The 26,986-nt window shown below is 71.1% G+C and carries 26 protein-coding genes; 12 read left to right on the top strand and 14 right to left on the bottom strand.

Annotated features, from left to right (window positions below; all coding sequences use genetic code 11):
- Positions 1–6: 6 nt before the first annotated feature.
- Positions 7–585, bottom strand: coding sequence for an LOG family protein (locus Psi02_RS08790; protein ID WP_203972946.1), 579 nt, complete (start codon positions 583–585; stop codon positions 7–9).
- Between the two features lie 4 nt (positions 586–589).
- Entirely contained in the window at positions 590–1,336 is a 747-nt protein-coding gene (locus tag Psi02_RS08785; RefSeq protein ID WP_203972945.1) for an LOG family protein, read from the bottom strand.
- Between the two features lie 106 nt (positions 1,337–1,442).
- On the opposite strand from Psi02_RS08785, the gene Psi02_RS08780 reads away from it, so the two are divergent.
- Together Psi02_RS08780 and Psi02_RS08775 are read left to right on the top strand one after the other, a co-directional pair.
- Positions 1,443–1,907 (top strand): hypothetical protein, encoded by a 465-nt coding sequence (locus tag Psi02_RS08780; RefSeq protein WP_203972944.1) that lies wholly within the window; start codon positions 1,443–1,445, stop codon positions 1,905–1,907.
- Positions 1,904–4,066: a bifunctional polysaccharide deacetylase/glycosyltransferase family 2 protein gene (locus Psi02_RS08775; protein WP_203972943.1), complete on the top strand. Its 2,163-nt coding sequence runs from the start codon at positions 1,904–1,906 to the stop codon at positions 4,064–4,066. Before Psi02_RS08780 ends, Psi02_RS08775 begins: the two co-directional genes overlap by 4 nt.
- Positions 4,067–4,075: 9 nt before the next feature.
- Here Psi02_RS08775 and dapE read toward each other — a convergent pair whose 3' ends face one another.
- From dapE to fdxA, 5 genes are read right to left on the bottom strand one after another with little or no spacing between them, the layout of a single operon-like run.
- A complete protein-coding gene (dapE, locus tag Psi02_RS08770) occupies positions 4,076–5,137 on the bottom strand; it encodes a succinyl-diaminopimelate desuccinylase (protein ID WP_203972942.1) in 1,062 nt (353 codons plus the stop codon).
- Between the two features lie 11 nt (positions 5,138–5,148).
- On the bottom strand, positions 5,149–5,952 hold the full coding sequence (locus Psi02_RS08765; protein WP_239094721.1) for a hypothetical protein: 804 nt from the start codon (positions 5,950–5,952) through the stop codon (positions 5,149–5,151).
- Between the two features lie 21 nt (positions 5,953–5,973).
- Positions 5,974–6,618 (bottom strand): DUF4178 domain-containing protein, encoded by a 645-nt coding sequence (locus Psi02_RS08760; RefSeq protein ID WP_203972941.1) that lies wholly within the window; start codon positions 6,616–6,618, stop codon positions 5,974–5,976.
- A gap of 11 nt (positions 6,619–6,629) precedes the next feature.
- On the bottom strand, positions 6,630–7,709 hold the full coding sequence (gene dapC, locus Psi02_RS08755; protein WP_203972940.1) for a succinyldiaminopimelate transaminase: 1,080 nt from the start codon (positions 7,707–7,709) through the stop codon (positions 6,630–6,632).
- A gap of 32 nt (positions 7,710–7,741) precedes the next feature.
- Positions 7,742–8,068: a ferredoxin gene (fdxA, locus tag Psi02_RS08750; protein WP_203953690.1), complete on the bottom strand. Its 327-nt coding sequence runs from the start codon at positions 8,066–8,068 to the stop codon at positions 7,742–7,744.
- A 97-nt stretch (positions 8,069–8,165) separates the two neighbouring features.
- On the opposite strand from fdxA, the gene Psi02_RS08745 reads away from it, so the two are divergent.
- The 7 genes from Psi02_RS08745 to Psi02_RS08715 all read left to right on the top strand — a co-directional run bounded on the left by Psi02_RS08745 (position 8,166) and on the right by Psi02_RS08715 (position 17,270).
- On the top strand, positions 8,166–8,411 hold the full coding sequence (locus tag Psi02_RS08745; protein WP_203972939.1) for a hypothetical protein: 246 nt from the start codon (positions 8,166–8,168) through the stop codon (positions 8,409–8,411).
- Positions 8,412–8,432: 21 nt separating this feature from the next.
- Positions 8,433–9,518, top strand: coding sequence for an ABC transporter substrate-binding protein (locus Psi02_RS08740; protein WP_239094720.1), 1,086 nt, complete (start codon positions 8,433–8,435; stop codon positions 9,516–9,518).
- A gap of 75 nt (positions 9,519–9,593) precedes the next feature.
- Positions 9,594–10,370, top strand: a complete 777-nt coding sequence (locus tag Psi02_RS08735) for a class I SAM-dependent methyltransferase (RefSeq protein WP_203972938.1) — start codon at positions 9,594–9,596, stop codon at positions 10,368–10,370.
- 66 nt (positions 10,371–10,436) lie between these two features.
- The gene (locus Psi02_RS08730; RefSeq protein ID WP_203972937.1) at positions 10,437–12,083 is read left to right on the top strand and encodes a hypothetical protein; all 1,647 of its coding nucleotides are present in this window, start codon (positions 10,437–10,439) and stop codon (positions 12,081–12,083) included.
- A 4-nt stretch (positions 12,084–12,087) separates the two neighbouring features.
- The gene (locus Psi02_RS08725; protein ID WP_203972936.1) at positions 12,088–14,148 is read left to right on the top strand and encodes a UvrD-helicase domain-containing protein; all 2,061 of its coding nucleotides are present in this window, start codon (positions 12,088–12,090) and stop codon (positions 14,146–14,148) included.
- Positions 14,149–14,197: 49 nt separating this feature from the next.
- Entirely contained in the window at positions 14,198–16,042 is a 1,845-nt protein-coding gene (locus Psi02_RS08720) for a sigma factor-like helix-turn-helix DNA-binding protein (protein ID WP_203972935.1), read from the top strand.
- Positions 16,043–16,052: 10 nt separating this feature from the next.
- The gene (locus tag Psi02_RS08715) at positions 16,053–17,270 is read left to right on the top strand and encodes a CysS/YqeB C-terminal domain-containing protein (RefSeq protein WP_203972934.1); all 1,218 of its coding nucleotides are present in this window, start codon (positions 16,053–16,055) and stop codon (positions 17,268–17,270) included.
- Here the strand turns inward: Psi02_RS08715 and rraA are convergent.
- From rraA to mshB, 4 genes are read right to left on the bottom strand one after another with little or no spacing between them, the layout of a single operon-like run.
- Positions 17,252–17,734, bottom strand: coding sequence for a ribonuclease E activity regulator RraA (gene rraA, locus Psi02_RS08710; protein WP_203972933.1), 483 nt, complete (start codon positions 17,732–17,734; stop codon positions 17,252–17,254). The two genes, Psi02_RS08715 and rraA, sit on opposite strands and share 19 nt — an antisense overlap.
- A complete protein-coding gene (locus Psi02_RS08705) occupies positions 17,715–18,167 on the bottom strand; it encodes a hypothetical protein (protein WP_203972932.1) in 453 nt (150 codons plus the stop codon). Before Psi02_RS08705 ends, rraA begins: the two co-directional genes overlap by 20 nt.
- A gap of 44 nt (positions 18,168–18,211) precedes the next feature.
- On the bottom strand, positions 18,212–18,589 hold the full coding sequence (locus Psi02_RS08700) for a DUF6113 family protein (RefSeq protein ID WP_203972931.1): 378 nt from the start codon (positions 18,587–18,589) through the stop codon (positions 18,212–18,214).
- A gap of 10 nt (positions 18,590–18,599) precedes the next feature.
- Positions 18,600–19,505 carry an N-acetyl-1-D-myo-inositol-2-amino-2-deoxy-alpha-D-glucopyranoside deacetylase gene (gene mshB / locus Psi02_RS08695; protein WP_203972930.1) on the bottom strand — a complete coding sequence of 302 codons (906 nt, stop codon included), beginning with the start codon at positions 19,503–19,505 and terminating at the stop codon, positions 18,600–18,602.
- Positions 19,506–19,562: 57 nt separating this feature from the next.
- Here mshB and Psi02_RS08690 point away from each other — a divergent pair, with 57 nt between their 5' ends.
- A complete protein-coding gene (locus Psi02_RS08690) occupies positions 19,563–21,635 on the top strand; it encodes a DPP IV N-terminal domain-containing protein (RefSeq protein WP_203972929.1) in 2,073 nt (690 codons plus the stop codon).
- 67 nt (positions 21,636–21,702) lie between these two features.
- Here the strand turns inward: Psi02_RS08690 and Psi02_RS08685 are convergent, their stop codons facing one another.
- Together Psi02_RS08685 and Psi02_RS08680 are read right to left on the bottom strand one after the other, a co-directional pair.
- The gene (locus tag Psi02_RS08685) at positions 21,703–23,451 is read right to left on the bottom strand and encodes an ABC transporter ATP-binding protein (RefSeq protein WP_203972928.1); all 1,749 of its coding nucleotides are present in this window, start codon (positions 23,449–23,451) and stop codon (positions 21,703–21,705) included.
- A gap of 2 nt (positions 23,452–23,453) precedes the next feature.
- Complete coding sequence (locus Psi02_RS08680; protein ID WP_203972927.1) at positions 23,454–25,154, bottom strand: ABC transporter ATP-binding protein; 1,701 nt, start codon at positions 25,152–25,154, stop codon at positions 23,454–23,456.
- Between the two features lie 99 nt (positions 25,155–25,253).
- Here Psi02_RS08680 and Psi02_RS08675 point away from each other — a divergent pair, with 99 nt between their 5' ends.
- Together Psi02_RS08675 and Psi02_RS08670 are read left to right on the top strand one after the other, a co-directional pair.
- Positions 25,254–25,487 carry an RNA polymerase subunit sigma-70 gene (locus tag Psi02_RS08675; RefSeq protein ID WP_203972926.1) on the top strand — a complete coding sequence of 78 codons (234 nt, stop codon included), beginning with the start codon at positions 25,254–25,256 and terminating at the stop codon, positions 25,485–25,487.
- A gap of 3 nt (positions 25,488–25,490) precedes the next feature.
- Positions 25,491–26,063, top strand: coding sequence for a Clp protease N-terminal domain-containing protein (locus tag Psi02_RS08670; protein WP_203972925.1), 573 nt, complete (start codon positions 25,491–25,493; stop codon positions 26,061–26,063).
- A gap of 153 nt (positions 26,064–26,216) precedes the next feature.
- Here Psi02_RS08670 and Psi02_RS08665 read toward each other — a convergent pair whose 3' ends face one another.
- Positions 26,217–26,957, bottom strand: coding sequence for a succinate dehydrogenase/fumarate reductase iron-sulfur subunit (locus tag Psi02_RS08665; protein ID WP_203953706.1), 741 nt, complete (start codon positions 26,955–26,957; stop codon positions 26,217–26,219).
- Positions 26,958–26,986: the final 29 nt, after the last annotated feature.

Here is a 26,986-nt window from a genome sequence, read left to right as displayed (position 1 = left end):
GTCTCCCTAGGGCTCCCCGATCTCCTCGGCCGTCGGCAGGAGGTGCGGGACGGTCCGTTCCAGCTGGTCGAAGGCCTCCTCGACGGTGGTCGTCCAGGAGATCGCGTCGAAGACGTTCGGACGGGTGAACCCCTGCTCGTACATGCCGTCGACGAGTCGGCGCAGCGGCGCGTACAGGCCCCACGGGTCCAGCACCACCAGCGGCCTCTCATGGATGCCGAGCACCCGTGAGGTCCAGATCTCGAAGAGCTCCTCCAGCGTGCCGATCCCGCCGGGCAGCACGAGGAAGGCGTCCGACCGGGCGTCCATCAGGCCCTTGCGCTCGCGCATGTCGCCGGTGACGATCAGCTCGGTGGAGTCGGTGTCCGCGACCTCGATGTCCACGAGCACCTGCGGGATCACCCCCACGGTGTGGCCGCCGCCCTCCCGGACGGCCCGGGCGACCTCGCCCATGCAGGAGACGATGGCGCCGCCGCTGACGAGGCCGTGCCCGCGCCGGGCGAGCTCCGTGCCGACGTCGCGGGCGAGGTCGAGGTACTTGCGATCGATCTTCTGGCTCGACGCGCAGAACACGCAGATGAACATGTCGTCACGCTCCCGCGCGGTGCCGGTCGGCCTCGAGGATGATCCGGACGGCCTCGTCGGGGTCGTCGGTGACCCGCATGAGGTCCACATCCGACGCCGAGATCTTGCCGGTCTTCGCCAGTGTCGTACGGACCCAGTCGACCAGCGGCGTCCAGAACTCCGACCCCATGAGGATCACCGGGAACGAGGTGACCTTCTGGGTCTGGACCAGGGTGAGCGCCTCGAACAGCTCGTCGAGCGTGCCGAACCCGCCCGGCAGGGCGATGAAGCCGGAGGAGTACTTGACGAACATCGTCTTGCGGACGAAGAAGTAGCGGAACTCGACGCCCAGGTCGACGTACTCGTTCAAACGCTGTTCGTGGGGGAGTTCGATGCCGAGCCCGACGGAGACGCCGTCGGCCTCTAACGCCCCCTTGTTGGCCGCCTCCATGACGCCGGGGCCGCCGCCGGTGATGACGGCGTACCCCACCTTGGCCAGTGCGTGACCCACGCGGACGCCCATCTCGTAGTCGGGGCTGTCGCGGGGGGTGCGTGCGGATCCGAATACGGTCACCGCCGCGGGAAGGTTGGCCAGGGAGCCGAAGCCCTCGACGAACTCCGACTGGATGCGCAGGACCCGCCACGGGTCCATGTGGAGCCAGTCGGTCGGGCCCTTGCGGTCGAGCAGGCGCTGGTCATATGTCGAGTCGGGAACGAGATCGCCGCGGAGCACCGAGGATCCCTGGCGGCGTTCAGGCCGGTCGTGGTTCATGTGCTCACGCTAGCGGGCCATGGTCGGTGCGGGCGTTTCACACAGGATGGTCACAAACGTCGCTCTATTCCCGACTGTTTACGTCTGCTCACTAGTATCACGGCTCGTGGATGAGCCAGTCAGTCAAGACACCGCCGTGTTCGTGGACCAGAGCGGTCGACGCGGCCGGATTCTCACGGCGACGGCGATCGCTTCCGGAGCCGTCGTCGTGGCCCTCCTGGCCTTCGTGGTCACCGGAATGCTGGGTGGCACCGAGCTGCCCGGGCTGGGCTGGCCCGGCAAGGCTCCGGACCGACCGGCCGTCGGGGGAACCGCCTCTCGGCCGCCTGCCGGCTCGGCCACGCGAGCACCCGGTGTCGGCCCGTCTGCGTCGCCCGGGCCCACGGCGGTCCCGCAGGCGCCGGTGCCCGCCACCCCGACCTCATCGCCGCGACGGCCCCCTGCCACCGCGCCTGCGACCGGCGGCCCCGGCAAGACGCCTCCGGCCAATGCCGACGATGCCGTGGCGGGCAATCCAGGCCACGGCGGCATCCCACCAGGGCAGGTCGACAAGACGCACGGGCCGAAATGAGCGGGCGGCGGACCAAGCGAAGCGACCCGCGCGGCCACTGGTTCCTGGTCGCCCTGGCGGCCGTCCTGACCGGCGGGGCGCTCTTTCTGAACGGCTACGTCCACAACGTCGTCGGCGAAACTCACACTCCCGCGGCCGACACCGGCGATTCGGCGGTGCTCGACCGGCTGCACGCGGGCGGCCCCGTGGTGAACATGTCGGAAACACGGCCGCAGACCGTACACGTCGCACGGCGCACCGTGGCGCTCACCTTCGACGACGGGCCCGACCCGCGCTGGACGCCCCAGGTGCTCGACGTACTCCGCAAGCACGGCGCCACCGCGACCTTCTTCGTGGTCGGGGCGCACGTCGCCGAGAATCCGGACCTCGTCCGCCGCATGGTCGCCCAGGGCAATGAGATCGGCAACCACACGTATACGCACGCCGACGTGACGACGACACCGGACTGGCGAACCCGGCTGGAGTTGTCGCTCACGCAGAAGGCGTTGGCGGGGACCGCCGGCATCAACACCCGCCTGATCCGCATGCCGTATTCCGCGTCGCCGGACGCCGTGGGGGACAAGCAGTTCGCGGCGATGCGACTGCTCGGGGCAGAGGGCTATCTGGTGGCTCTGACCGATCTCGACTCCAAGGACTGGAGCCGTCCGGGGGTGGACCAGATCGTCAGGGCATCCCTGCCCCCGCGCGACGCTGGGGCCGTAATCATGTTCCACGACGCGGGAGGAGACCGTTCACAGACCGTGGCGGCGGTCGACCGGTTGCTGTCGGTCCTGGACAAGCGGGGCTACACGGCCACCACCCTGACTCGGGCGATCGGGCTTCCCTCGGCGCATGCGCCCGCCTCAACGGGCGACCGGCGGCTCGGCGAGGCCCTGATCCTCATCCAGCGGGCCTCCTCCGCATTCACCGGATCACTCAGCTGGATCCTCGCCGCGGCCGGGTTGCTGACCCTGCTCAGGCTGGCGCTGTTCGTCGTCTTCGCCTGGATCCACGCGCACAGGGCGAGGCGGCATCGAGGGGACAGGGACGCCGGACGCCGCCGCCATGGGATCGCACGGTGGCCCTCTCCGCCTCCCGTCACGGTGGTCGTCCCCGCCTACAACGAAGAGGCGGGCATCGAGGCCACCGTCCGCTCCCTCGTCGCGACCGACTACCAGGGGCGTGTGGAGGTCATCGTCGTCGACGACGGCTCCACGGACCGCACGGCGGAGATCGCAGCATCGCTGGGCCTCCCCGGCGTGCGTGTGATCCGTCAGCCGAACGGCGGCAAGCCGTCCGCCTTGAACACCGGAATCACGCAGGCGGCACACGACATCCTGATCATGGTCGACGGGGACACGGTCTTCGAACCGTCGACCATCGGCAATCTGATCCAGCCGCTGGCCGATCCGTCCGTGGGCGCGGTCAGTGGCAACACGAAGGTCGGCAACCGGCGGGGCATGATCGGCCGTTGGCAGCACATCGAGTACGTCATCGGGTTCAACCTCGACCGGAGAGCGTTCGACCTGCTCGGCTGCATGGCCACGGTCCCCGGCGCCATCGGCGCCTTCCGCAGGTCGGCACTGAGGTCGGTCGGCGGCGTCAGCCTGGACACTCTCGCCGAGGACACCGATCTCACCATGGCGATCTGCCGCACGGGCTGGCGGGTGGTCTACGAGGAGACCGCCCGGGCGTGGACCGAGGCGCCCACATCCCTCGGTCAACTCTGGCGCCAGCGTTACCGGTGGTGCTACGGCACGCTGCAGGCGATGTGGAAGCATCGCGGGGCGGTCGTGGAGCGCGGCTCCTTCGGACGCCGTTGCCTGGGCTATCTCACGCTCTTCCAGGTGATCCTTCCGCTGCTGGCTCCCGTCGTGGACATCATGGCGGTGTACAGCCTGGCCGTCGCGGACCCCCTGCCCGTGGTGGCCGTGTGGGTCGGCTTCGTCACCGCTCAGGCGCTCAGCGGATGGTATGCGCTCCGGCTCGACCACGAGCCGGCGTCCGCTCTGTGGGTGCTTCCGCTCCAGCAGTTCGTCTACCGGCAGCTCATGTACCTGGTGGTGATCCAGTCGGTGGCGACGGCCGTGCTGGGAGTGCGCCTGCGCTGGCACACCATCCGCCGGGAGGGCACCTTCACCACGGAATCGATGCTCACCGAGGTCACGACCGGCCGCTGACGGAGTCGATCAGCGCGGTGAGCCCAGCCAGTCGAGCATCCGTCGCTCGGTCTCTGCGATCATCGTCAGGCTCACGTGCTCGCCGCTGGTGTGGGCGAGGTTGGGGTTCCCGGGACCGCAGTTGACGGCGGGCATGCCGAGGGCTGAGAACCGGGCCACGTCGGTCCAGCCGAGCTTGGCCCGCGGCGTGCCGCCGATGGCCTCGGCGAACGCCGCGGCCACCGGATGGGTGAGCCCGGGCCTGGCTCCCGGCGCACCGTCCACGAGCCGCACCTCGAAGCCGCCGAACTGCTCCCTGACGTGGTCGAAGGCCTGCTCGACAGTCAGGTCGGGGGCGAAGCGGTAGTTGACGGTCACGACGCACTCGTCGGGGATCACGTTCCCCGCCACCCCGCCGCGGATGCCCACGGCGTTGAGGCCCTCGTGGTAGCGCAGGCCGTCGACCACGGGACGCCTGGTCTCATAGACGCTGAGGATGTCGATGACCGGCTTGATCCCGTGGATGGCGTTGACGCCCTCCCAGGATCGCGCGCTGTGCGCCCTGGCCCCCCGCACGACCACGTCGGCCCGCAGCGTCCCCTGGCAGCCGCCCTCGATCAGCCCGTCCGTCGGCTCCATGACGACGGCGAAGTCGCCGGCGAGCCACTCGGGGTGCTCACGGGTGAGGCGCAGCAGGCCGCTGCGCTCCGCCTCGATCTCCTCGCAGTCGTAGAAGACGAAGGTCAGGTCCTTGTTCGGGTCTTCCAGCAGGGCCAGCTTGAGCTGGACGGCCAGGCCGCTCTTCATGTCCGAGGTGCCGCAGCCGTAGAGCAGGTCGCCGTCGACGCGGCTGGGCAGGTTGGCCGCGACGGGGACGGTGTCGATGTGCCCGGCGATCACGACGCGCTCCGCGCGCCCGAGCGTCGTGCGGGCCACGATGTTCTGCCCGTCGCGGACCACGGTGAGGTGGTCCAGCGGGGACAGTGCCTCCTCGATGGCGTCGGCGAGGGCCTTCTCACCCCCGCTGACCGACTCGATGTCCACAAGGCGCGCCGTCAGCGCTCCGACGTCCTGTCCAAGGTCCAGCCGCATGCCCCCTGAGCCTAGGCGATGCGCACCGCGCCGGACGCCTTGGCATCGTCCTTCAGCCAGCCGTCGTGCCCCGCCTCCGCGGTCCAGGTCATTCCGCCGTAGTGCACCTCACGCAGGCCGTACTTCTGCGCGTTGGAGACGTACCACTCGGCGATGAGCCACCCGTGGTCGGCCGAGGAGTCGTCGCCGAGGGCGCGGACGAGTTGCTTTCGCGCCTCCTTCGGCTGCGGTGTGACCGGCTTGTCCGCCGGGGGGTACCAGCAGTGGACGGCCTTGGGGACTCGACCGGTGAAGGCGCCGGTGAGGATCTTCGCGGACGGCTCGTGCTGCGCGTACGCGGAGCCGTCGGCCGAACGCTGGACGGCCTGCGCCGCCTCGTGGAGAGGCAGGGTCTTGTAGTGCTTGACCTTCTCCAGCGCCGCGAAGAACTTCTTGGTCGCGTAAACGGGATCGTTGAGCTGCTCGACCGTGCCCCATCCCTGGGAGGGCCGCTGCTGGAAGACCCCCACCGAGTCCAGGTCGCCGAACGGCAGGTTGGCCAGCTTCGACTCCTGGATGGCGGTCACGTAGGCGATCTGCAGGGCGCGGTCCGGCAGCTTCCTGCGTGCGGCGACCGCCGCGATCGTGGCGGCGATCTGCGCCTGCTCGATGTCGAGGTCCAGCGTGCCGTCCGATGTCGTCACCAGGCAGTGTTCGCCCAAGGCGAACGGCTGGGCCTTCTTGATCAGGTGATAGACGCCGTACCCGAGGCCCCCCAGGATCAGGACGACGATGATCAGAACGGTCAGGCCTACGCGGGAACGACGCCGAGTCACCCCCCAGAAACTACCGGGCGATCAGGGGAGCCGCTCCACGCGGATCGAACCCGGCGTCAGCGGGCGGGTGTAGAAGGCCGACCACTGGCCGCCCTGGACGCGCTCGAACGACAGCAGCCGGCCGTCGGCGGCCCGGTAGTGGGCGAAGTCGAGAAGCCCCCGGTCGGGCTGGCCCGTCATCCCCTCGGAGCGGAAGGCCACCGTGCCTCGCTCGATGGGGAAGAACTCCACACCCTCCATGATCAGCATGTGCTTGGCCGGGACCATCCCCTGCGTCGGCACCTGAGTCCACAACATGACCTCGAGGTGGAGAGGCTCGCCGTCCGCGGGACCGCGCCGCTCCTCGACCGAGAGCCACTGGTAGCGCCGGACGCCCTCGTCGAGGAGGTACTCCGTCCACTGGTCGCCCTGCCTCGATAGGTGCAGCGCGCCGATGGCCCGGGACTTCACGCCCTGGATGTGAACGGTGTCCCCGACCTTGATCGTCCTGGGGTCGAAGTAGTCGGCCGCGGCGGCCGGAACGCGGACGGGCGCGGCCTCGGGCTGCTCCGGCGGCAGGGGCGGCATCGGAGCGGGAACCCGGCCCTGCCGGGCCGTCACGACGAACGCACCCAGGACGACGACCAGTGTGGCGACACCCAACACGAGCACGACCGCTGCCGTCATGCCGCGCGATCCTACTGGAGGCGGCGCACCACCGCATCGATCCGTTCATCGGTGGCCGTAAGGGCGACGCGTACGTGGGCGCGACCTGCGGCTCCGTAGAAGTCACCCGGTGCCACCAAAATGCCTTTTTCGGCCAGCCCGCGAACCTGATCCCAGCAGTCGGTGCCGTCGGTGGCCCACAGATAGAGGCCGGCCGTGGAGTGGTCGATCCGCCAGCCCGCCCGCTCGAGCGCCGGGCGCAGGACCTCACGGCGCCGGGCGTACCGCCCCCGCTGCTCGTCGGCGTGCTCGTCGTCGTCCAGGACCGCGGCCATCGCGGCCTGGACCGGGGCGGAGACCATCATGCCCGCGTGCTTGCGCACCTCCAGGAGCCGCTTCACCAGGACGGGGTCGCCGGCGACGAACCCGGCCCGATAGCCCGCGAGGTTGGACCGCTTGGACAACGAGTGGACCGCGAGGATCCCCTCGTGCGAGCCGCCGCAGACGTCGGGGTGCAGCACGGAGACCGGATGGTCCTCCCAGCCGAGTTCGAGGTAGCACTCGTCCGAGGCCACCACCGCACCGCGCTCGCGCGCCCAGGCGACGACCTTGCGCAGGTGCTCGGCGGGCAGCACCCTGCCCGTCGGGTTGGACGGCGAGTTGACCCAGACGAGCGGCACGCGCTCAGGGCCGACCGCGACGAGGCCGTCCACCGCGTACGGCTCGGCGCCCGCCAGGCGGGCGCCGACGTCATAGGTGGGATAGGCCAGTTCGGGGATGACCACGCGATCCCCGCGTCCGGCTCCCAGGAGCGTCGGCAGCCAGGCCACCAGTTCCTTGGAGCCGATCGTCGGCAGCACGTCGGCCGGGTCTACCGTGACCCCGTGCCTGCGCCGCAGCCACCCCGCGGCGGCCTCGCGCAGCCGCGCGGTGCCGTGGGTCTGGGGATATCCGGGGCTGTCGGCTGCCGCGGCGAGCGCCTTGCGGGCGACGGCGGGCACCGGGTCGACGGGCGTGCCGACCGACAGGTCGGCGATCCCGTCCGCGTGAGCCTGGGCGAGCTCCTTGTACGGCGCCAGCCGATCCCACGGGAAGTCCGGCAAGGCGATCAAGAGATCACCCCGGTCAGCGGACGGGCCCGCACTCAGTGGTCCTCGGCCTGCGGCGGGAGCGCGGCGACGACGGCGTGGTCCTTCTCGATCTTCCCGACCTTCGAGGCGCCGCCGGGCGACCCGAGCTCGTCGAAGAACTCGACGTTGGCCTTGTAGAAGTCCTTCCACTGGTCGGGAAGGTCGTCCTCATAGAAGATCGCCTCTACCGGGCACACCGGTTCGCAGGCCCCGCAGTCCACGCACTCGTCGGGGTGGATGTAGAGCATGCGCTCGCCCTCGTAGATGCAATCGACGGGGCACTCCTCGATGCACGCCTTGTCCAGGACATCCACGCAAGGCTGCGCGATGACGTACGTCACCTCGGGCTCCTTCTGGGTTGCACGGCTCGACCGCGGTTGCTACGCCCTAGTATTGCGGTGCCTGTCTAGTAGCCGGAACAGGAGGGGGCCAATCATCATGAGCCCTCAGTTCGGAGCCAGGCTGGTTGTGGCCATCACCCCCGGCGATGTGGGGCAACGGGTGACGGTGCGCCGCGTCGACACCGGTGGTTTCCGTGACGCGGTCGGCGTGTTGGAGTCGTGGACCGGCGGCGTGCTCATCCTTCGCAAGCGGGACGGCACGACGGTCGAGATCGCCGAGAACTCCATGGTCGCGGCCAAGATCGTGGCTTCTCCCCCGCGTGCCTCCTCGACCGGCGGCTGAGCAACACGGAATATACGTAGCGTGACCATACGTGCCAGTGCTGTAGTGGTGATGCTCGTCTCCGTGGCGGCCGCGTGCTCCGCGCCGTCGGAGGGCGGCAAGGAACTCCCGCCGGTCAATCCGATGGGGACGAGTATGAAGGACGGGTTCTCCACCATGGACAGGCTGGTGGAGGCCGCCAAGCGGGAGGGCACGCTGACCGTCGTGGGCCTGCCGCGCGGTTGGATGAACTACGCGGACATCATCGACCGCTTCTCCGACAAGTACGGCATCAAGGTCATCGGGACCTCCCCTGACGCGAACAGTCAGCAGGAGATCGACGCGGCGACCCGCCTGCGCGGATCCAAGGACGCCCCCGACGTGTTCGACCTGAGCCTCGACGTCGCGGTCGCGAACGCGAAGCGGTTCGCGCCCTACAAGGTCACCGGCTGGGGCGACATCCCCGATCGGCTGAAGGACGCCAAGGGCCTCTGGTACGGCGCCTACGGCGGCTACATGTCGATCGGCTACGACCCCAGGAAGGTCTCGGCTCCCGCGTCCTACGCGGCGCTGGTCAAGCCCGGAGTCTCCGTGGCGCTGCCCGGCGATCCCCTGCGGACCGCCTCCGCCTTCAGCGGCGTCATGGCCGCCTCGCTCAACGACGGCAAGGTCGACGCCGCGCGCGGCGTGGACCTGTTCTCCAGGATCAAGCGCGCCGGAATGCTGAGCCAGCCCGAGCGGGCCGCCTCCGTCGTCGACTGGGACTACCTCAATACCGCCAGGGCCGAGGCCTCCGCCCGCAACGACAAGCCCGCCTGGCAGGTGACGATCCCGCGTGACGCGGTCCTCGCGTCGTACTACGTGCAGGCCATCAGCAAGGACGCCCCGCATCCGGCCGCCGCGCGGCTGTGGGAGGAGTTCCTGCTGTCCGACGAGGGTCAGAACCTCTACCTCAAGGCCTACGCCCGTCCGACCAGGACGGAGGCCATGGAGATGCGCGGAACGCTCGACAAGACCGCCGCCGCCAAGCTTCCCGCGGCGACCGGAACCCCCGTCATTCTCACGATCCCGCAGCAGGATGAGGCCAAGTCCTACCTCAAGACACATTGGTCACAAGCGGTGGGCTAAGCATGCACAACTCGCAAGGGCATCTGAAGCCGTAAAGTGTGTCGCTATCTGAATGACTCAGAATGCGAGCTGATCTTGCGGTACGAAACCCCCAATCTCACGAGATGGAACGCTCGTGCGTACGACAGCTCCTTCGGCTACGTCTCCGCGCACGGAGCGCCGCTCGTGGAGCTGCTCGATCCCCAGCCGGGTGAGCGCGTGCTCGACCTCGGCTGCGGGACCGGCGTGCTCACGGCCGACATCGCCGCCCGCGGCGCCGAGGTCCTCGGGATCGACGGCTCCCACTCGATGATCGAGACGGCCATCTCCCAGCATCCCGGGCTGGACTTCGCCGTCGGCGACGGTCACGATTTCACGGTGGCCCAGCCGTACGACGCGGTGTTCTCCAACGCCGCGCTGCACTGGATGAGCCGTGACCCCGAGGCGGTGATCGCGTGTGTTCGCATGGCCCTGCGCCCTGGCGGGCGGTTCGTGGCGGAGCTCGGCGGCGCCGGCAACTGCGCGGCGCTCACCTCCGCCATGCTGACCGCCTGGCGGGAGTACGGCCTGCGCGAGCCCGAGCTTCCCTGGTACTTTCCCAGCCCGGCCGAGTACGCCCGGCGCCTGGAGCAGGGGGGCTTCACCGTCCGGATCCTGGAATACTTCGACCGCCCGACGCCGCTCGACGACTGTCCGAACGGCGCCGCGGACTGGGTGCGACTGTTCGCCGGCTCGCTGCTGGACGGTGTGCCGCTCGCGACCGTGGAGCCGCTGCTGCTGCGGGTCAACGAGCTCGCCGCCCCTGCCCTGCGCAGGGAGTCCGGGTGGATGGCCGACTACGTCCGGCTGCGTTTCGCCGCCGTTCGTCCCTGACGCAGTGCCCCATCGAATGGGGATTTGTCAGACTATGGTCTGGTCCGACGGAGTGATGGGGAAAGCATGAACTTCTGCCTGAGTGACCTCGTGCCACCGCTGCGCTGGAGTGACGCCTCCCGCATCGGAGTCCTGAGCGAGCAGGGCGAGCTGCCGGACGCCTGGTGGCGCAGCCTGCCCATGGAGCGGGTGCTCGGTGTCATGGACCCCGACGCCCTCGGCGAGCTGATCACGGATCTGGCGCTGGAGCACTGGCCGGCCGCCGCGGTGGGTGACGTCCTGCCCGCGCTCTACGTGCTCGACCCCGACGAGGCCGACGACCCCCAGGTCGCGATCGCGCTCGACCGGGCCGGCTCCTGGGTGGGCCTGCTGACCCTGTCCGGCCGTGAGCTCACCGACCAGCCCTTCATCAAGGCCCGGCCGGTCCTGACCGCCCTGTTCACCGCCGTGTTCGCCAAGCTGGCGCCGTCCCTGGCCGCACCCGGCGAGGTCCCCGAGCCGGCCCCCGTCAGGGCGCGCCCGGCCCACGGCGCGGTCAGGCACCTCAGGCCGGCGCCCGAGGTTCCGGCCCCGCGTGCGCCGCAGAGCGACGTCGACTTCCCCGCGCTGATCGACGGGGCGTTCTCCGACATGGACGACCGGACCTGGATGGTCGCCCAGAACCGGGTCTTCACGGACTCGCCTTCGGCCGTCGAGGAGCTGGGCAAGCTCCTCGCCGTCTCCCCTGACGTCCTCCAGGCGCTGGAGACCACTCTGCGCCTCTGGCTGGCCGAATGGCTCGACAAGCCGGAGGCCGCGCCGTACAAGGCGCATCTGGCCTGGCTCTCCGGCGAACTGGGGGTCGCGGCGCCCAAGAGCAGGCTGATCGCGGCGGCCGAGTGGCACAAGGAGGAACTGCGCTCACTCGACGTGCCCGCCTGGCACTTCGTGGTGGCGACCCTGCCCGGCTACCAGGTCTCGGGCGACTGGCTGGTGGCGGGAGACCTCGCCGATCTGCACGAGCGGACCCGCGGCCTGATCCTGAACGCCGAGCGCCCGACCGTCGCCCGGGCGCTGGAGCTGGTCTCCTCCCTCGGCATCCACCCGGACGTGGCCAAGGAATGGCTGGAGAACGTCCCGCAGCTGAGCATCCAGAGCGGCAAGAGGAGCACCAACGGCGTGCCCCGCTCCGCGAACGGCGCGACGACGGCGAAGCCTCCGGGCCAGCTCAAGGACGTGGCCCTCACCCGGAGGTGTTTCCGCCAGCCTGACGGACGCTGGTGGCTGCGGGTGGACGTCACCGGCGAACACATCCAGGGCGCCGAGGTGCCCATGCCGACCGGTTTCGCCGCCTATCTCGGCCTCAAGCCAGGGGAGAACCGTCCGGCGCGGAGCGCCGCCGGGGACGTGGAACTGACCTGGGCGTCGCGCCCCGGCTTCGGCTCACTGCAGCGGATCCTCACCGAGGTGGCCGCCAAGGAGGGCAGCCACGTCTTCCTGACCATCTCCGACGAGGGCATGCTGCGGGTGCGGCACCTGTCCGCGTCCAACGGCGGCGACCCGACCTCGCAGGCGTTGCGCCTGGTCGGGTACACCGCTCCGGGGGGAACCCCCGACCAGGCCGTACGAGTGATCGCGACGAGGATCGGCCTCAGCGGGCCGGCGGGAAGGCCCGAGCTCCTCACCCGGCTCCGCGAACGAGGCGACCGCGACCTCATCTCCTTACTGGACTAGCACGGTGCCCCGGCTCGCGATCTCCCCGGAGTTCACCAGGGAGCTCAGCACCCTGGCCCGGCCGGTGCGCCGGGACGCCGTAGTCGCGGTCCGCCGATTCCTCGGCAACTCCCCCTCTGCGCCGCATCCGGAGCGGGTGCGCAACAGCCGCGACCACCGGGTGACCACGCTGCGCCTGGCCGATCGCCACCGGGCCGTCGCCTTACGCCAGGGCGACACGTACTGGCTGGTCACGGTGCTGCCCGACGCGGCGGCATGGGCGTACGCGCAGCGCCACAGGTTCGGGGTCAACCCCGCCATCGGGGTGATCGAGACCTGGGACGCCGAGGCACTGGAACGCGTCGAGCCCGCACTGCGAAGGTCGGCCCAGCGGTCGAAACGGCGGTTGTTCTCCCAGTTCTGCGACACCGACCTGCTCGAGATCGGCGTCGACCAGCAGTTGCTCCGCCTGCTGCGCCTGATGACCACCGAGTCCCATTTCGAGGCGCTGGAGCCCCTGCTGCCGGAAAGCCAGTTCGCCCCCCTGTCGGCGCTCGCCCGTGGCGGCACCCTCACCGAGGCCTGGCGCGAGCTCGACGCCTGCCGTTCCTCGGAGCCCGGCGTGATCGACACCGGCGACCTGGCGGCCGCGCTGCGTCGCAGCCCCCACCTCGCGGCGTTCGCGGCCGAACGCGACGAGCTCGACCGGATCATGGCCCTGCCGCACTGGTGCACGTTCCTGTATCCACCGCAGCACACCTACGCGAACTGGGCCGGCTACCACGAACCCGTGCTGGTGACGGGGGGCGCGGGCACCGGCAAGACGATCATCGCCCTGCACCGGGCGGCCCATCTCGCCCGCGCCGGCGCCGGCGCCGTCATGCTCGTGACGTTCTCCCAGGGCCTGGCCACCGAGTTGTCCGCGCGGCTCGACCTGATCATCGAGGACGAGGTCGAGCGCAAGCGGGTCGAGGTCGGCAACGTCGACCGGCTCGCCCACCGGATCGTCGCGGAGGCGGAGGGACGTCCGCCCGCCCTCGTCGGCGCCGGAGATCTGGCCACGCTCTGGGAGGAGGCGGCGGGCAGCCGCTTCGGGGCCGCGTTCCTGCTGCGGGAGTGGGAGCAGGTCATCCTCGCCCAGAACCTCCGCACGCTGGAGGAGTACCAGACCGCGAGCCGCCCGGGCCGGAGCGTGGAACTCGGCCCGGAGAGCCGGGTCGTGGTGTGGGAGGCCGTCCGGCACGTCGTCGACCGGCTGAGGGAGTCGGGCCGCCGCACGCTCCTCCAACTCGCCTCCGAGGCGGCGGCGCTGCTCGGGCAGTCGACGGGCGACCTGCTCGGTCAGGAGGCCCCGGGGCTGGAGCCGTACCGGCACATCGTGGTGGACGAGGCACAGGACCTGCACCCGGCGCAGTGGCGTCTGCTGCGGGCGGCCGTTCCCGTGGCGCAGGACGACCTGTTCATCGTGGGCGACCCCCACCAGCGCATGTTCGACACCCGCGTCGCGCTGGCGAACGTCGGCATCCCCGCCCGCCGGTTTCAACTGAAGATCTCCTATCGTCTTCCACGGGAGATCCTTTCCTGGGGCGTCCGGCTTCGCGGCGGAGGACCCGCTGACGGGCTCGTCGACGGAATCGCCGACCTGTACGGCTTCCGCGCCGTGCGGAACGGGGCGCGCCCGACGGTCCTGGGGTACGTCAGCCCCGAGGCCGAGATCGCCGGGCTGATCTCGCATGTCTCCGAGTGGATGGAGGAAGGCGTGCCGACGCAGGACATCGCCGTCGCCGCTCGGACCGCCGAGTTGGTGAAGGCGGCCCGGACGGCCCTGCGTGACGCAGGGATAACAGTGAAAGTCACGATGCTGCATGGGATGAAAGGGCTGGAATTTCGCAGGGTGGCCGTGATAGGCGTGGCTGACGGAATCGTGCCGGCGCCCGACGCGCTGACCCCGGCCTCGGAAGACCCCACAGCCCGGGCCCACGACCTGCAACGAGAACGGGGGTTGCTCTACGTGGCGTGCACGCGGGCCGGCGAGCTGCTGTATGTGTCCTATTCCGGCCGGGCGAGTCCCTTCCTGCCTGGCTGATCCCCTACCCTGAACTGCGGATATATTCCCCTTGCCGGTTGGACCTGCATTGAATCTGAGCCTGAGCGACATCGTGCCCCCCCTGCGCTGGACCGCGCCGAGCCAGGTGGAGCCGATCGCGAGCGATCCCGGCCTTCCCGACGCCTGGTGGCAGTCGCTTCCGCTCGACCGGGCCTGTGCCCTGGTGGGAACCGCGCAGGTCGCGTCCCGCCTCACCGACCTCACCAGCGCCTGCTGGGAGCATCTCGTCCTCGGCGACATCCTGCCGCTGCTCAGATTCACCGACCCCGCGGACTGTCTCAAGACGCCGGGCTCGCGTGACAGCGTGCACGGGCTCTTCACCGGGGTGCTCGACAAGCTGCTGGAGACCGAGCCGTCGGACGACCCCTCGACCGGCGCGCTGCCCGAGATCATCGACCGGCTCTTCGCCCGGCTCGACGACCGGCAGCGGGCCATCGCGAGGGATCGGCTGTACTTCGACGCGTCGCAGAACCCCACCCAGACCGCGCAGCGGGCGACGCTCGACGAACTGGCCCAGAGGTTCTCCGTCACCCGTGAGCGGATCAGGCAGATCGAGCGCGATCTCCGCGAGCACGTCCTGAGCTGGCTGGCCGGTCAGGAGGCCGCGCCTCTCAACACGCATCTGTCCTGGTTGCACACCCGGCTCGGTTCCGCCGCGCCCGCGGACGAGCTCGCCGGCGCAGCGCCGTGGCACCGGACGGAGCTGGCCACTCTCGCGATCCCCGCGTGGCGCTTCGTCCGCACCCTGCTCACCGGCTACGAGCAGGGTGACGGCTGGCTGGTCGCCGGAGGCGCGGAGGAGATGCGGGAGAAGACCCGGCAGCTGTTCTCGGACGGCCCGCGGAAGCTGGAGGAGTCCGTCTCCCTGGTCTCCCAGCTCGGCGTCCGCGAGGATCTGGCCGAGCGATGGCTCGCCTCCGTCCCCCACCTGCGGGTGCTGGAGGGACACGTGGTCCTGTGGCCGCGCGGCGTCAACGACAAGGCGGAGGCGGTGCTGGCCGTCGCGGGCGCACCCCTGAGCCCCGAGGAGATCCAGGAGCGGATCGGCGAGGACCACAGCGTCGTCGGCGTCCGCAACCAGCTCGCCTCGGACGAACGCTTCGTCCGCCTCGACCGCAACAAGTACGGCCTGCGGCGCTGGGGCGGCGGCGAGGAGTACCTCGGCATCCGCGAGATGATCGCCCGAGAGATCGAACGGGCGGGCGGCGAGGCGTCGGTCAACACGATCGTCGGCAACCTGACGTCGCGATACGAGGTGAGCGAGAGCTCGGTCCGCGCGTACGCGGGCGGGCCGGGGTTCGAGCGCACCCAGCGCGGCTGGATCCGGGTCGCCGGGCCGGAGCAGGCGGAGCCGTACCATCCGCGCAAGGACGTCTCGATGACCCGGCGGTCCTTCCGCAGCCGCGACGGCCGCTGGTGGCACCGCGTCGACATCAACGCCGAGCATCTGCGCGGGTCGGGGTCCCCGCTGCCGACCGGTTTCGCCGCCCACCTGGGGATGGCGCCCGGGGGGCAGCTGACCACCTCCACACCGGCGGGCGACGTGGTGATCAGCTGGCACAACCAGCCGACCATGGGCTCGATCAGGCCGGTGCTGGTCGATTACAACGCCTCGGACGGCGACCACGTCTTCATCACCGTCTCCGACGGCGGCGAGCTGCTGACCCGCTTCCTCCCGGCCTCGGCGGCCGGGCTCCCGCCGCTCAACCGGGCCCTGCACCTCATCGGCTACACGGCCCCCGTGGCGTCCGACGCGGAGGGCGTCCGGCTCATCGGCTCCCGCATCGGCCTGCCCGAGGGCGCGGCCCGCGAAGAGGTGCTCGAGCGTCTCAGGGAACGGGGGGACCGGGACATCCTCGGCTTCCTCGCCTAGGCTCAGGAGCATGCTCCGGGTCTACGACACGCGCGCCGGGCGGATGGATCCGGTGGTGGCCACGGGTTCGCGGGTCCTGCGGATGTACGTCTGCGGGCCCCCCGCCCACCGATACGCCCACATCGGGGACCTCCGCTCGCTCCTGCTCGCCGATCTGGTCAGGCGGGTGGCGGAGCGACGGGGGCCACGGGTGATCGCCTGCCGGAGCGTCGCCGACGTGAGCGGCCACGGCGAGGCGGCAAGCCTCCTCGACGGCAAACCGCCCGCGCCGCTCTACGAGGACACCTTCCGCGCCGACGCGCTCGCCCTGAACATCCGCACCCCGGAGCACACCCCGCGGGAGTCGGAGAACGTCGACGCGGTGATCGAACTGATCACCCGGCTGATCGAGCAGGGCCGGGCCCGTCCCGCGCCCGACGGGTCGGTGTACTTCGACGCGGACCCCCAGCGGCCGCTGTGGACGGCCGCCGTGCCCGCCTGGGACTCTCCCTGGGGCCCCGGCGCCCCCGGCCCCCACGTCGGCTGCTCGGCCCTGTCCCTGCGGCATCTCGGCGGGCGCGTCGACCTCTACGCCGGCGGCGACGCCGGCCATCGCGAGGGCGTGCGCGCCGAGTCGGGCGCGGCCACCGGCAGGGAGACGACCGCCCCCTGGCTTCACGGTGGGCGCCTGCTCTTCGAGGGCAGGCAGGCGGACGGGCCGGACCCGGTGCTCCTGTCCTCCGTGACGGAGGAGGGCCTCGACCCGCTGGCCGTACGGCTCGCGCTCATGGGGTGGCACTACCGGGAGCAGGCCGACCTCACCCGGGAGGGCCTCCGGACGGCGGCCAGGACTCTCCGGCGCTGGCGGCGGCGGGTGGCCGACTGGGCCGAGTCGCCGAGCCGTCCCATCGATGCCGACCGGGCGGCGGCGGTCCAGCAGGCGCTCGACGACGACCTCGACATGCCGCGGGCGCTGGGGCTCCTGCACGACCTCGAGGACGACGACGGCGTGACGCCGGGCTCCCGGTTCGAGACGTTCCTCCTCTTCGACCACGTGCTCGGCCTCGACCTGTCGATCGACATCGGGAAGGTCCCCACGCTCCCGCCCGGCGCGGGGGAGCTTCTGCGGGCGCGCGAGCGTGCGCAGACGGGAGGCGACTGGGCCGCCTCCGACCGGCTCCGCGACGATCTGGCCGATCTCGGCGTGAAGGTCGCCGACACCCCGACCGGTCAGTCCTGGACCCTCTGAGCGCTCACGACCACGCCGTCCTCGTCGCTGTAGAGCCAATCGCCCGGCGCGAACGTCACTTCGCCGAAGGTCACGGGGACGCCCGCCTCGCCCCGCCCCTCCTTCGCGCTTCTGCGCGGGTTGGACCCGAGGGCCTTGACGCCGAGTTCGAGCCCGGCCAGCGCCACCGTGTCCCTGACCGCGCCGTTGATGATCACGCCCGACCATCCGTTCCGTACGGCGGACGCCGCGATGAGGTCGCCCAGCAGGGCCGTCCGCAAGGATCCGCCGCCGTCCACGACGAGGACCCGCCCCTCTCCGGGCGTCCCGAGCACCTGTTTCACGAGCGCGTTGTCCTCCAGGCAGCGAACCGTCTCGATCTCCCCGGAGAACCGCGTGCGGGAGCCGTACGAGCGGAACTGGGTGACGCAGCTGCTCAGCGCGTCGCCGTGGGCGTCGAACAGGTCAGCGGTCGTGAACGTCATGACCGGATCGTCCCTCTCGTGATCGGCGCCACCGGACGTCCTTGTGGGGGTAGCCGCCGTCGTCCAGGCCGGCCAGCCGCTCGAAGGCGTTCCACGACGCGGGATTCCCGCAGAGGGCGTAGGACACGCCCGAGGCGACGAGGTACAGCACGATCATGGGGAGACCGACGCACGCCACGTATTGGCTGGCGTGCCGGGCCTCGTGGTCGAGCAGCCTGCCGCTGAGGTAGCCGTCGGCGTTCTTGGTGAGGACCACGTTGCCCACCGTGAACGCCCCCGCGACGGGGAAGGGGATGCGGTACCCGTGGGCGAAGATCAGCCCCTGCTCGCCCCTGCGCGGCCGCGCACCGCCGATCAGTGCGATGAGCAGGCCGGCCGGGGTGGAGAGGTTGACGTAGTTGATCACCTGCCGGGTTCGGTGCCATCGCCGCATGACCTCAGAATCGGCGAAGGCCGCCCCGAGGTAAAGCACCTGTCTCAGGTGCCGCCTGGCGACTTCAGCAGCCACGACCCGCTGGAGCGGGTGACCATGATGGCGGCCGCGACGGCGACGGCTCCGCCGTAGAGGTACCAGTACCCGGCCGAGTCCCCGGCGATGGCCAGGTCTCCCGCGGGCTGCCGGGTGGCGAGCAGGAACGACGACACGAGCCAGCCCAGCGCCGGCGCCGTGGCCCCGAGCCTGCCGCCCATCAGCCTGCCCATGGCGTACGGCACGGCGAACAGGATCAGGAGCCATCCCAGCGCGGCGATCGGCACACTTCCGGCATACCAGGAGTGCTCGAACCCGCCGACGACGCCCAGCACGAGGCCCAGCAGGAACAACATCCCGTAGGCCGCGCCCGTCACCGCTGTCATGCCGCAGAGGTTAGCGGATGCCCGCGAACAGGTCGTCCTCGCGGTTGTACGGCTCACCGATGCCGCCGGCCTCATAGGGCGCGCCGGCGCCGGACGGCCCGGGGACCCCGGCGCGCAGGATGAAGTGCTCCACGCCGAGGACCTGCTGTCCGATCTTGTTCGAGAGCGCGAACCACGGGGCGTCGACGGCGATCTGGGAGGCGTGCGCACGCATGGCGTCGAGCTTCTCCTCCACGTGGGGCCGGGCGTCGATCTCCGTCGTGACGTCCCCGTCCGCGCAGCCGAAGGGCATGTCGTCGGAGTCGACGTTCCAGAACTCCACGTCGGCGTCGCGCATCGCCTCGGCCGTCCGCCTCATCACCGACTTGGGCATCGCCGTGTAGTAGAACTTCGCGATCCGCCACGGGTCGCCGCCCGGATGGCGGGAGTCCGCCGCGAGCTGGAAGGCCCGCCAGGCCACCCGATGGGCCTGGATGTGGTCGGGGTGCCCGTAGAAGCCGTTCTCGTCGTAGGTGACCAGGACCTGCGGCCGGACCTGGCGGATCACGGTCACGAGCTCGGCCGCGGCCTCGTCGAGATCCGCGCGCCAGAAGCAGCCGGGGCGGTCGTTGGTCGCGGCGCCCATCATCCCCGAGTCGCGCCAGCGGCCCGCGCCGCCGAGGAACCGGTGATCGGTGACGCCGAGCGCCTTGCAGGCCGCGGCGAGCTCGCCGATGCGGTACTGCCCGAGGGTGTCGTCGCGTTCGGCCGCGTGGTGGGCGAGCTCTGGCGGGATGATCTCCCCCTCCTCGCCGAGCGTGCAGGTGACCAGCGTGACATGGGCACCCTCGGCCACGTATCTGGCCATCGTCGCTCCCGTGCCGATCGATTCGTCGTCGGGATGGGCGTGGACGAGCAGCAGGCGCCGATCAGTCATGCCTCCGAGCCTAGGTCATCGCCCTGACCGTCGAGCCAGCTGACAGTATGTGGGGCTATGACTGAGAGCTTCCCACGGTTGTATGCCAGGACCCGCCGGTTCACCCTCGGAATCCCCCGTGGTTTCACGGTCTCTCCGGAAGGCGGCCGGGTCGTCTTCCTCCGGACGAAGTCGGGCACGGATCCGGTCACGTGCCTGTGGGAGCTCGACGCCGCCACGGGGGTCGAGCGCCTGGTCGTCGACCCGCTCTCGCTGGGGGCCGCCGACGAGGACCTGCCCGCGGAGGAGCGGGCCCGCCGCGAGAGGTCGAGGGAGTCGGCCGGCGGCGTGGTCGCCTACGCGACGGACCGCGAGGTGCGGCTGGCCGTCTTCGCGCTGTCCGGCGAGCTCCACCTGGCCGACATCGCCACAGGTGCCGTGCGCCGGCTCACGACCCCGGGCGCGGTGATCGACCCCCGGCTGAACCCCGACGGGACCCGGGTGGCCTACGTCACGGCGGGCGCCCTGCACGTCCAGGACGTGGCGACGGGTGAGGACCTGGTGCTGGCCGCGCCCGAGGGCGACGAGATCGCCTACGGCCTGGCGGAGTTCATCGCCGCCGAGGAGATGGACCGCATGCGCGGCTACTGGTGGGCCCCGTCCGGCGACCGCCTGCTGGCCGCGCGCGTCGACGAGTCGCCGGTCGGGTTGTGGCACATCGCCGACCCGGCGAACCCCGACCGCCCCGCGACGGCGCAGCGCTATCCTGCCGCCGGCACGGCCAACGCGGAGGTCTCGCTGTTCGTGCTCGGCCTCGACGGCTCCCGGGTCGAGGTGCCGTTCGAGCAGGAGTATCTGGTGACGGCCTCCTGGAACGGGCACGGCGCGGACATCGTCACGCTCTCGCGTGACCAGCGGACCAGGCGCCTGTTCTCCGTCGACACCTCGACCGGCGCGACGGAGCTCGTCAGGGAGGACACCGACCCGGCCTGGCTGGACATCGTCCCCGGCGTGCCCGGCCGCCTGTCCGACGGGCGCCTCGTCTGGGTGACGGTCGCCGAGGGCGGGCATCGCCTGTTCATCGGCGAGGAGCCGGTGACGCCACCGTCGTTGCAGGTGCGGGCGGTGCTCGACGTCGACGGCGACACCGTCCTGTTCACGGCCTCGACGGAGCCCACCGAGATCCAGCTGTGGACCTACTCGGGCGGCTCGCTCCGCCCGGTGACCACCGAGCCCGGCGTGCACTCCGGCCGTCTCTCCGGCGGCGTCACCGTCATCCTGCGGCAGAGCGTCCAGGCCGAGGGCATGTCGGTGACGGTCGTGGGCCGCGACGGCGCCTCGGCGCCCATCGCCTCGGTCGCCGAGCGGCCCGGCCTCGAACCGCGGGTCTCACTCGTGCGCGCGGGATCGCGCGGCCTGTCCACCGCCGTCCTGCTGCCGTCCTGGCACATCCCGGGCTCCCGCCGCCTGCCGGTCCTGATGGACCCGTACGGCGGGCCGCACGCACAGCGGGTCCTCGCCGCCGGGCGGATGTTCCTGGAGCCCCAGTGGTGGGCCGAGCAGGGCTTCGCCGTGGTGGTCTCCGACGGCAGGGGCACGCCCGGACGCGGCCCCGCGTTCGAGCGCGAGGTGCTGCACGACCTGTCTCTGGCGCTCGAGGACCAGGTGGACGCCCTCCAGGGGGTGGCCGCGCTGCATCCCGACGACCTCGACCTGTCGCGGGTGGCGATCAGGGGCTGGTCGTTCGGCGGTTACCTGGCGGCCCTCGCGGTGCTCCGCAGGCCCGACGTCTTCCACGCCGCCGTCGCCGGAGCCCCCGTCACCGACTGGCGGCTCTACGACACCTGCTACACCGAGCGTTACCTCGGCCACCCCGACGAGGGCCACTACGAGGCGTCGTCGCTGATCGGCGACGCGGAGAAGCTCGAGCGGCCGCTCCTGCTGGTGCACGGCCTGGCCGACGACAACGTGGTCGCGGCGCACACGCTCAGGTTGTCCTCGGCCCTGCTGGCGGCGGGCCGGCCGCACACCGTCCTGCCCCTGTCCGGAGTCACCCACATGACCCCGCAGGAGGTCGTGGCGGAGAACCTGCTGCTGCTCCAGCTGCAGTTCCTCACCAGTTCGCTCGGCGGGGAGTTCCGCCGGGACTGAGCCGGACGAACGGCCTGAGGGCGGCCGGTCCCGCGATCGTCGCGGGGCCGGCCGCCCTCGGTCGTTCTCAGCGGCCCTTGCCGTGCCAGCTGTCCCACAGCGCGGCGTACGCCCCGCCGGCCGCGACGAGTTCGTCGTGGGAGCCGAGCTCGCTCACGCGTCCGTCCTCCACGACGGCCACGCGGTCGGCGTCGTGGGCGGTGTAGAGCCGGTGCGCGATCGCGATCACCGTGCGGCCGTCCAGGACGGCGGCCAGCGAACGCTCCAGGTGCCGGGCCGCCCGCGGGTCGATCAACGAGGTGGCCTCGTCGAGCACCAGCGTGTGCGGATCGGCCAGGACGAGCCTCGCGAGGGCGAGCTGCTGCGCCTGGGCCGGGGAGACGGCCTCGCCGCCCGACCCGACGATCGTGTCGAGGCCCTCGTCGAGGGCCTCGGCCCAGTCCCAGGCGTCCACGGCCTCCAGCGCCCTGCGGACCTCGTCGTCCGTCGCGTTCGGCCGCCCGATCAGCACGTTGTCGCGAAGCGTCCCGCGGAACACGTGGTGTTCCTGCGTGACGAGCGCCACGTGGCCCCGCAGCTCGTCGAGCGGCAGTTCGACGAGCTCGACGTCGCCGACGGTGACGGAGCCGGTCCTGGGGCCGTGGATGCCCGCGAGCAGGCGTCCGAGCGTGGACTTGCCCGCGCCTGACGGGCCGACCATGGCGAGCCGCTCCCCCGCCCGGACGTCGAGGTCGATGCCGTGCAGCACGTCGTGACCCTCGCGGTAGGCGTAGGTCACGCCGGTCGCCTTCAGCTCCTCGCCGTCCGGCCGCGTGTCTCCGGCGACACGGTCGTCCGGCACGTTGACCACGCCCAGCAGCCGGGCCATGGACGCCCCGCCGACCTGGAGCTCGTCCATCCACGACAACACCCGGTCGAGCGGGTCGATCAGCTGCTGCACGTACAGCGTGGCCGCGGTGACCTGGGCGAGGGAGACCCAGCCCTCGGCGTGGAACAGCCCTCCCAGCAGCAGGGTCGCCACGACGGGGATCACATAGCCGATCTCGACGGACGGGAACCAGACCATCCGCAGGCCGAGGGTGTAGCGCTCCGCCGCGAAAGACCGCGAGATGTCGCCGTCCGTCCGCTGGTGGCGGCGCTTCTGGATGCCCAGGGCCTCGACGGTCCTGGCGCCCTCGACGGTTTCGGACAGACCTTCGGTCATGTCCGCGTAGGCGGCGTTCTCGCGGAGGTATCCGTCCCTGGCCCGCTTCAGGTACCACCTGGTGGAGATCCACAACACGGGGACCGCCACCAGGGAGGGCACCGCCATGACCGGGCCGACGAGCAGCAGCGCGCCCAGGGCGAACACGCACGTGACGACCGCGATCAGCGTCTCGGGGACGGCGTGCCGTACGGACCTGGACAGGGCGTCCACGTCCCGCGACGTGCGCGTGATGAGGTCGCCGGAGCCGGCTCGCTCCACCGTCGACAGCGGCAGGGCGAGCACCTGGTCGACGAAGTCCTCGCGGAGTTCTGCCAGCACCTTCTCGCCGAGGCGCGAGGACGCGTAGACCGCCAACCGCACCAGGACGGCCTGCACGACGACGAATCCCGCGATGGCCAGCGCGATCGTGTCCACGTGGACGTCGCCGGACCCGTCGGCGACGGCCTGGACCAGCTCGCCCAGCAGCCGCGGCGAGGCGAGGCCCGAGATCGCCGCGAGGGCGTGCAGGGACAGCGCCAGTCCGAGTTCCTTCGGATACTTCAGGGTCAGCCGCCGCGCGTAGGCACGCACCTGCGCGCGGTCGGCGACCGGCAGAATCCGGCCTGCCATGGTCAGCCCTCCCCTCTCGTGACGGTGGCCGAGTAGCCGGGCTCCACTTGAAGCAGCTCCCGATGTGCGCCCTCGGCCCGGACCTTGCCGTCCTCGACGAACAGGACCAGATCCGCACGGTCGAGGACGAGCGGACTGGTGGTGCAGACCAGCGTGGTGCGGCCCGCGCGGGCCGCGCCGAGCCGGTCGGCGATGCGCGCCTCGGTGTGGGCGTCGACCGCGCTGGTCGGCTCGATCAGGACCAGCACGTCCGGATCGGCCGCCAGCGCCCGGGCGAGCCGCAGCCGCTGCTGCTGCCCGCCGGAGAACTCCCGGCCCGCCTCGGCGACATGGGCGTCGAGGCCGTCGGGCAACGACTCGACGATGTCGTCGGCGCAGGCGGCGTGCAGGGCCAGCCGTACGTCGTCGTCGGTCGCCGTGCCCCGCACGTCGAGCTCGTCGCGCAGGCGGCCGGTGAACAGCCGGGAGGCGTTGTCGGCGACCAGGATGTGCCGTCTGACCTCGTCGATCGGCAGCTCTTCCAAGGAGACGTCACCGAGCGTCACCTCGCCGGGCGCGTAACGTCCCAGCCGGTCGGCGATCGCCGCCGCCTCCTCGGGCACGGCCGTGACGAGCGCGGTGAGCCTGCCCGGCCGTACGGCGACGCCGGACTCGCCGTCCACCAGGACGTCGGACGCGGCGTCGGCGGGCAACGTGCCCGTGCCGTCCTGGATCTCGGGGTCCAGCGACAGGATCCGGCAGACGCGACGGGCGGCCACGTGTCCCTTGGTCAGCCTGTCGGCGGCCTCCGTGAGCGTCCGGAGCGGTGCGATCAGGAATGCGGCGTAGGCGTAGAACGCGACGAGCTGACCTGGGCTAATCCGCCCGTCCAATGCGAAGTGCGCGCCCAGCCAGGTGACGGCGGCGATGAGCACGCCGGGCAACAGGATCTGCGCGCCCTCCAGCGCCGACTCGACCGAGGCCACCCGCACGCCGGCCCGCCGGACCTTCTGCGACTCCTCGCGGTACCGGGCCGAGAAGAGCTCCTCTCCGCCGATCCCCCGCAGGACCCTCAGGCCGCCGACGATGTCGGAGGCGCGGGTCGCCAGGTCGCCCTGCAGGTCGCGCTGCGCGTGCTGCCTGTTGTGGAGCGGCCTGAGCAGCGGGCCCACGGCCCCGACCATCAGCGGCACGCCGATGAGCACGACCAGTCCCAGGGGCGGAGACGTGGACAGCAGGATCACCGTCACTGTGCCGACCGCGACGAACGCGCCCGTGCCGCGGAGCAGGATCTCCATTGCGTTGCCGATGTGGGCGATGTCGGAGTTGCCGACGCTGACGACCTCGCCGGTCGACAGGCGCTTCGGCAGCGTCGCGCCCAGCCGGGTCGCCTGGCGGGTGGTGACCTGGACCGTCCGGTAGGACGCCCCGAGCCAGGTGAGCACCGCGAACCGGTGCCGCAGGACGCCCGCCACCGCCTGGATCACGCCCAGGCCGAAGATCGCGGCCGACCACTGCACCAGGACGTTCGTACGGCCATCGGCCAGCGCGTCGATCGCCCGGCCCAGTGCGGCGGGGACGAGCGCCTGCGCCAGCCACCACAGGATCGCCAGGCCGATGCCGACGAGCAGCGGCCACTTCTGGACACGCGCCACCCACCACAGGTACCGGATGGGACTGCGGGCGTCTGGAGTGCCGGGATCGGCGACAGGCAAGGAAATCATGGTCATTCTAGGCTCGCAAGATCGCAGGTCACCGGGCAAATGGTTTTCTGTCGTCAACCGAGGTTGACAGGGAGAGGATTGTCAACTTAGGTTTACGGCATGAGCGACACGGCACAGCTGGCCAACGACGCCGGCAGCCGCGACCCGGCCACAGGGCTGCGGGCCGTACGGGCCCTGCGGCTGCTGGTCGAGCGGCTGGAAGCACTGCAGGTGGACAACGCCCGCAACGCGGGGTGGTCCTGGCAGGACATCGCGCTCCTGCTGGGCGTCACGCGGCAGGCGGTCCACAAGAAGTACGCGGGCGGACGGGGACTGATGAGGCGGGAGAAGTAGACGATGTTCGAACGATTCACCGACGAGGCCCGGCAAGTGATCAAGCTCGCGCAGGGGAACGCCCGGAGCCTCCGGCACAACCACATCGGGACCGAGCACCTTCTCCTCGGCATCCTGGAGCAGCCGGACACCGTGTCCGCGCGGCTCGTCAACAGGCACGGCCTGGACCACGAGCAGGCCTCCGCGGCGGTGGTGCGCGTTCTCGGCACCCTGCCGGCCGGCGATCTCGACGCGGACGCCCTGGACTCCATCGGCATCGATCTGGCGGCGGTACGCGAGAAGGTCGAAGCCGTCTTCGGGCCGGGAGCCCTCGACCGCCATCCGAGCAGGGACCGGCGGGGCGCCCTGGTCAGCGGTCGCGGCATCCCCTTCACGCCACGGGCCAAGAAGACCCTCGAACTGGCCCTGCGCGAGGCACTCGCGCTCAAGAGCCGCGACATCCGCGACGGCCACATCCTGCTCGGCCTGCTCCGCGAGGGAGAAGGCCTCGGCGCCAGGATCCTCGCCGACGCCGGCATCGACCTTCCGACCCTTCGTGTGGAGATCCGCGCCGAGATGGGGCCCTCACCCCGGTAGGAGCCCGGCCACTGGCGCGCCGGGCGCGACCCGACGGCGGTACGGGAGACGCCGGTGCTGGTGACACCGGTATTGGAGACGCCGAACCGGGAGACGCCGATGCGGCGGACGCCTCTCGGCGACGTCCACCACATCGGCACAGGATTGCGCGCCCTACTTCGACGCGGTCTTGAGATAGTCGGCGTTCATCCGGGCGATCGCGTCCAACGGGATGCCCTTCGGGCACACCGCGGTGCACTCCCCCGTATTGGTGCAACCGCCGAAGCCCTCGGCGTCCATCTGCTCGACCATGGCCTTCGCCCGCGCGGCCCGCTCGGGCTGCCCCTGCGGGAGCAGGCCCAAGTGAGTGATCTTGGCGGCCGTGAAGAGCGAGGCCGAGCCGTTCGGGCAGGCGGCCACGCAGGCGCCGCACCCGATGCAGGTGGCCGCGTCGAACGCCGCGTCCGCGTCGTCCTTGGGCACCGGCACGGCGTGCGCGTCGGGCGCGGACCCCGCGGGAACGGAGATGAACCCGCCCGCCTGGATGATCCGGTCGAAGGAGGACCTGTCCACCACGAGGTCCTTGACCACGGGGAACGGCGCCGCACGCCAGGGCTCGATCGTGACGGTGGCGCCGTCCTCGAAGTGCCGCATGTGCAGCTGGCAGGTCGTCGTCGCGCGCTGCTCACCGTGGGCGACGCCGTTGATGACCATGCCGCACATGCCGCAGATGCCCTCGCGGCAGTCGTGGTCGAAGGCGACGGGGTCGTCGCCCTCGAGGGTCAGCCGCTCGTTCAGGACGTCGAGCATCTCCAGGAAGGACATGTCCGGTGAGACGTCCTGGACCTCGTAGGTCACCATCCGTCCGCGATCCGACGAGCCGTTCTGGCGCCAGATCTTGAGGGTCAGGTTCATGCCCGCTTCCCCTTGCCTGCGGCGCGCTC

Source organism: Planotetraspora silvatica (assembly GCF_016863315.1).
Classification (GTDB): domain Bacteria; phylum Actinomycetota; class Actinomycetes; order Streptosporangiales; family Streptosporangiaceae; genus Planotetraspora; species Planotetraspora silvatica.
The sequence above is the reverse complement of the archived record's forward strand: the minus strand, read 5'-3'. Positions and strand labels throughout refer to the sequence as shown.

What these genes read in the sequence shown, in the direction of transcription:
- Psi02_RS08685 (WP_203972928.1), bottom strand. Translation starts at nt 23,451, where the DNA reads ATGGCAGGCCGGATTCTGCCGGTCGCCGACCGCGCGCAGGTGCGTGCC.
- Psi02_RS08775 (WP_203972943.1), top strand. Translation starts at nt 1,904, where the DNA reads ATGAGCGGGCGGCGGACCAAGCGAAGCGACCCGCGCGGCCACTGGTTC.
- Psi02_RS08785 (WP_203972945.1), bottom strand. Translation starts at nt 1,336, where the DNA reads ATGAACCACGACCGGCCTGAACGCCGCCAGGGATCCTCGGTGCTCCGC.
- Psi02_RS08745 (WP_203972939.1), top strand. Translation starts at nt 8,166, where the DNA reads ATGAGCCCTCAGTTCGGAGCCAGGCTGGTTGTGGCCATCACCCCCGGC.
- Psi02_RS08715 (WP_203972934.1), top strand. Translation starts at nt 16,053, where the DNA reads ATGCTCCGGGTCTACGACACGCGCGCCGGGCGGATGGATCCGGTGGTG.
- Psi02_RS08760 (WP_203972941.1), bottom strand. Translation starts at nt 6,618, where the DNA reads ATGACGGCAGCGGTCGTGCTCGTGTTGGGTGTCGCCACACTGGTCGTC.
- Psi02_RS08670 (WP_203972925.1), top strand. Translation starts at nt 25,491, where the DNA reads ATGTTCGAACGATTCACCGACGAGGCCCGGCAAGTGATCAAGCTCGCG.
- dapE (WP_203972942.1), bottom strand. Translation starts at nt 5,137, where the DNA reads ATGCGGCTGGACCTTGGACAGGACGTCGGAGCGCTGACGGCGCGCCTT.
- Psi02_RS08790 (WP_203972946.1), bottom strand. Translation starts at nt 585, where the DNA reads ATGTTCATCTGCGTGTTCTGCGCGTCGAGCCAGAAGATCGATCGCAAG.
- Psi02_RS08680 (WP_203972927.1), bottom strand. Translation starts at nt 25,154, where the DNA reads ATGATTTCCTTGCCTGTCGCCGATCCCGGCACTCCAGACGCCCGCAGT.
- Psi02_RS08705 (WP_203972932.1), bottom strand. Translation starts at nt 18,167, where the DNA reads ATGCGGCGATGGCACCGAACCCGGCAGGTGATCAACTACGTCAACCTC.
- Psi02_RS08700 (WP_203972931.1), bottom strand. Translation starts at nt 18,589, where the DNA reads ATGACAGCGGTGACGGGCGCGGCCTACGGGATGTTGTTCCTGCTGGGC.
- Psi02_RS08675 (WP_203972926.1), top strand. Translation starts at nt 25,254, where the DNA reads ATGAGCGACACGGCACAGCTGGCCAACGACGCCGGCAGCCGCGACCCG.
- rraA (WP_203972933.1), bottom strand. Translation starts at nt 17,734, where the DNA reads ATGACGTTCACGACCGCTGACCTGTTCGACGCCCACGGCGACGCGCTG.
- mshB (WP_203972930.1), bottom strand. Translation starts at nt 19,505, where the DNA reads ATGACTGATCGGCGCCTGCTGCTCGTCCACGCCCATCCCGACGACGAA.
- Psi02_RS08730 (WP_203972937.1), top strand. Translation starts at nt 10,437, where the DNA reads ATGAACTTCTGCCTGAGTGACCTCGTGCCACCGCTGCGCTGGAGTGAC.
- Psi02_RS08690 (WP_203972929.1), top strand. Translation starts at nt 19,563, where the DNA reads ATGACTGAGAGCTTCCCACGGTTGTATGCCAGGACCCGCCGGTTCACC.
- Psi02_RS08665 (WP_203953706.1), bottom strand. Translation starts at nt 26,957, where the DNA reads ATGAACCTGACCCTCAAGATCTGGCGCCAGAACGGCTCGTCGGATCGC.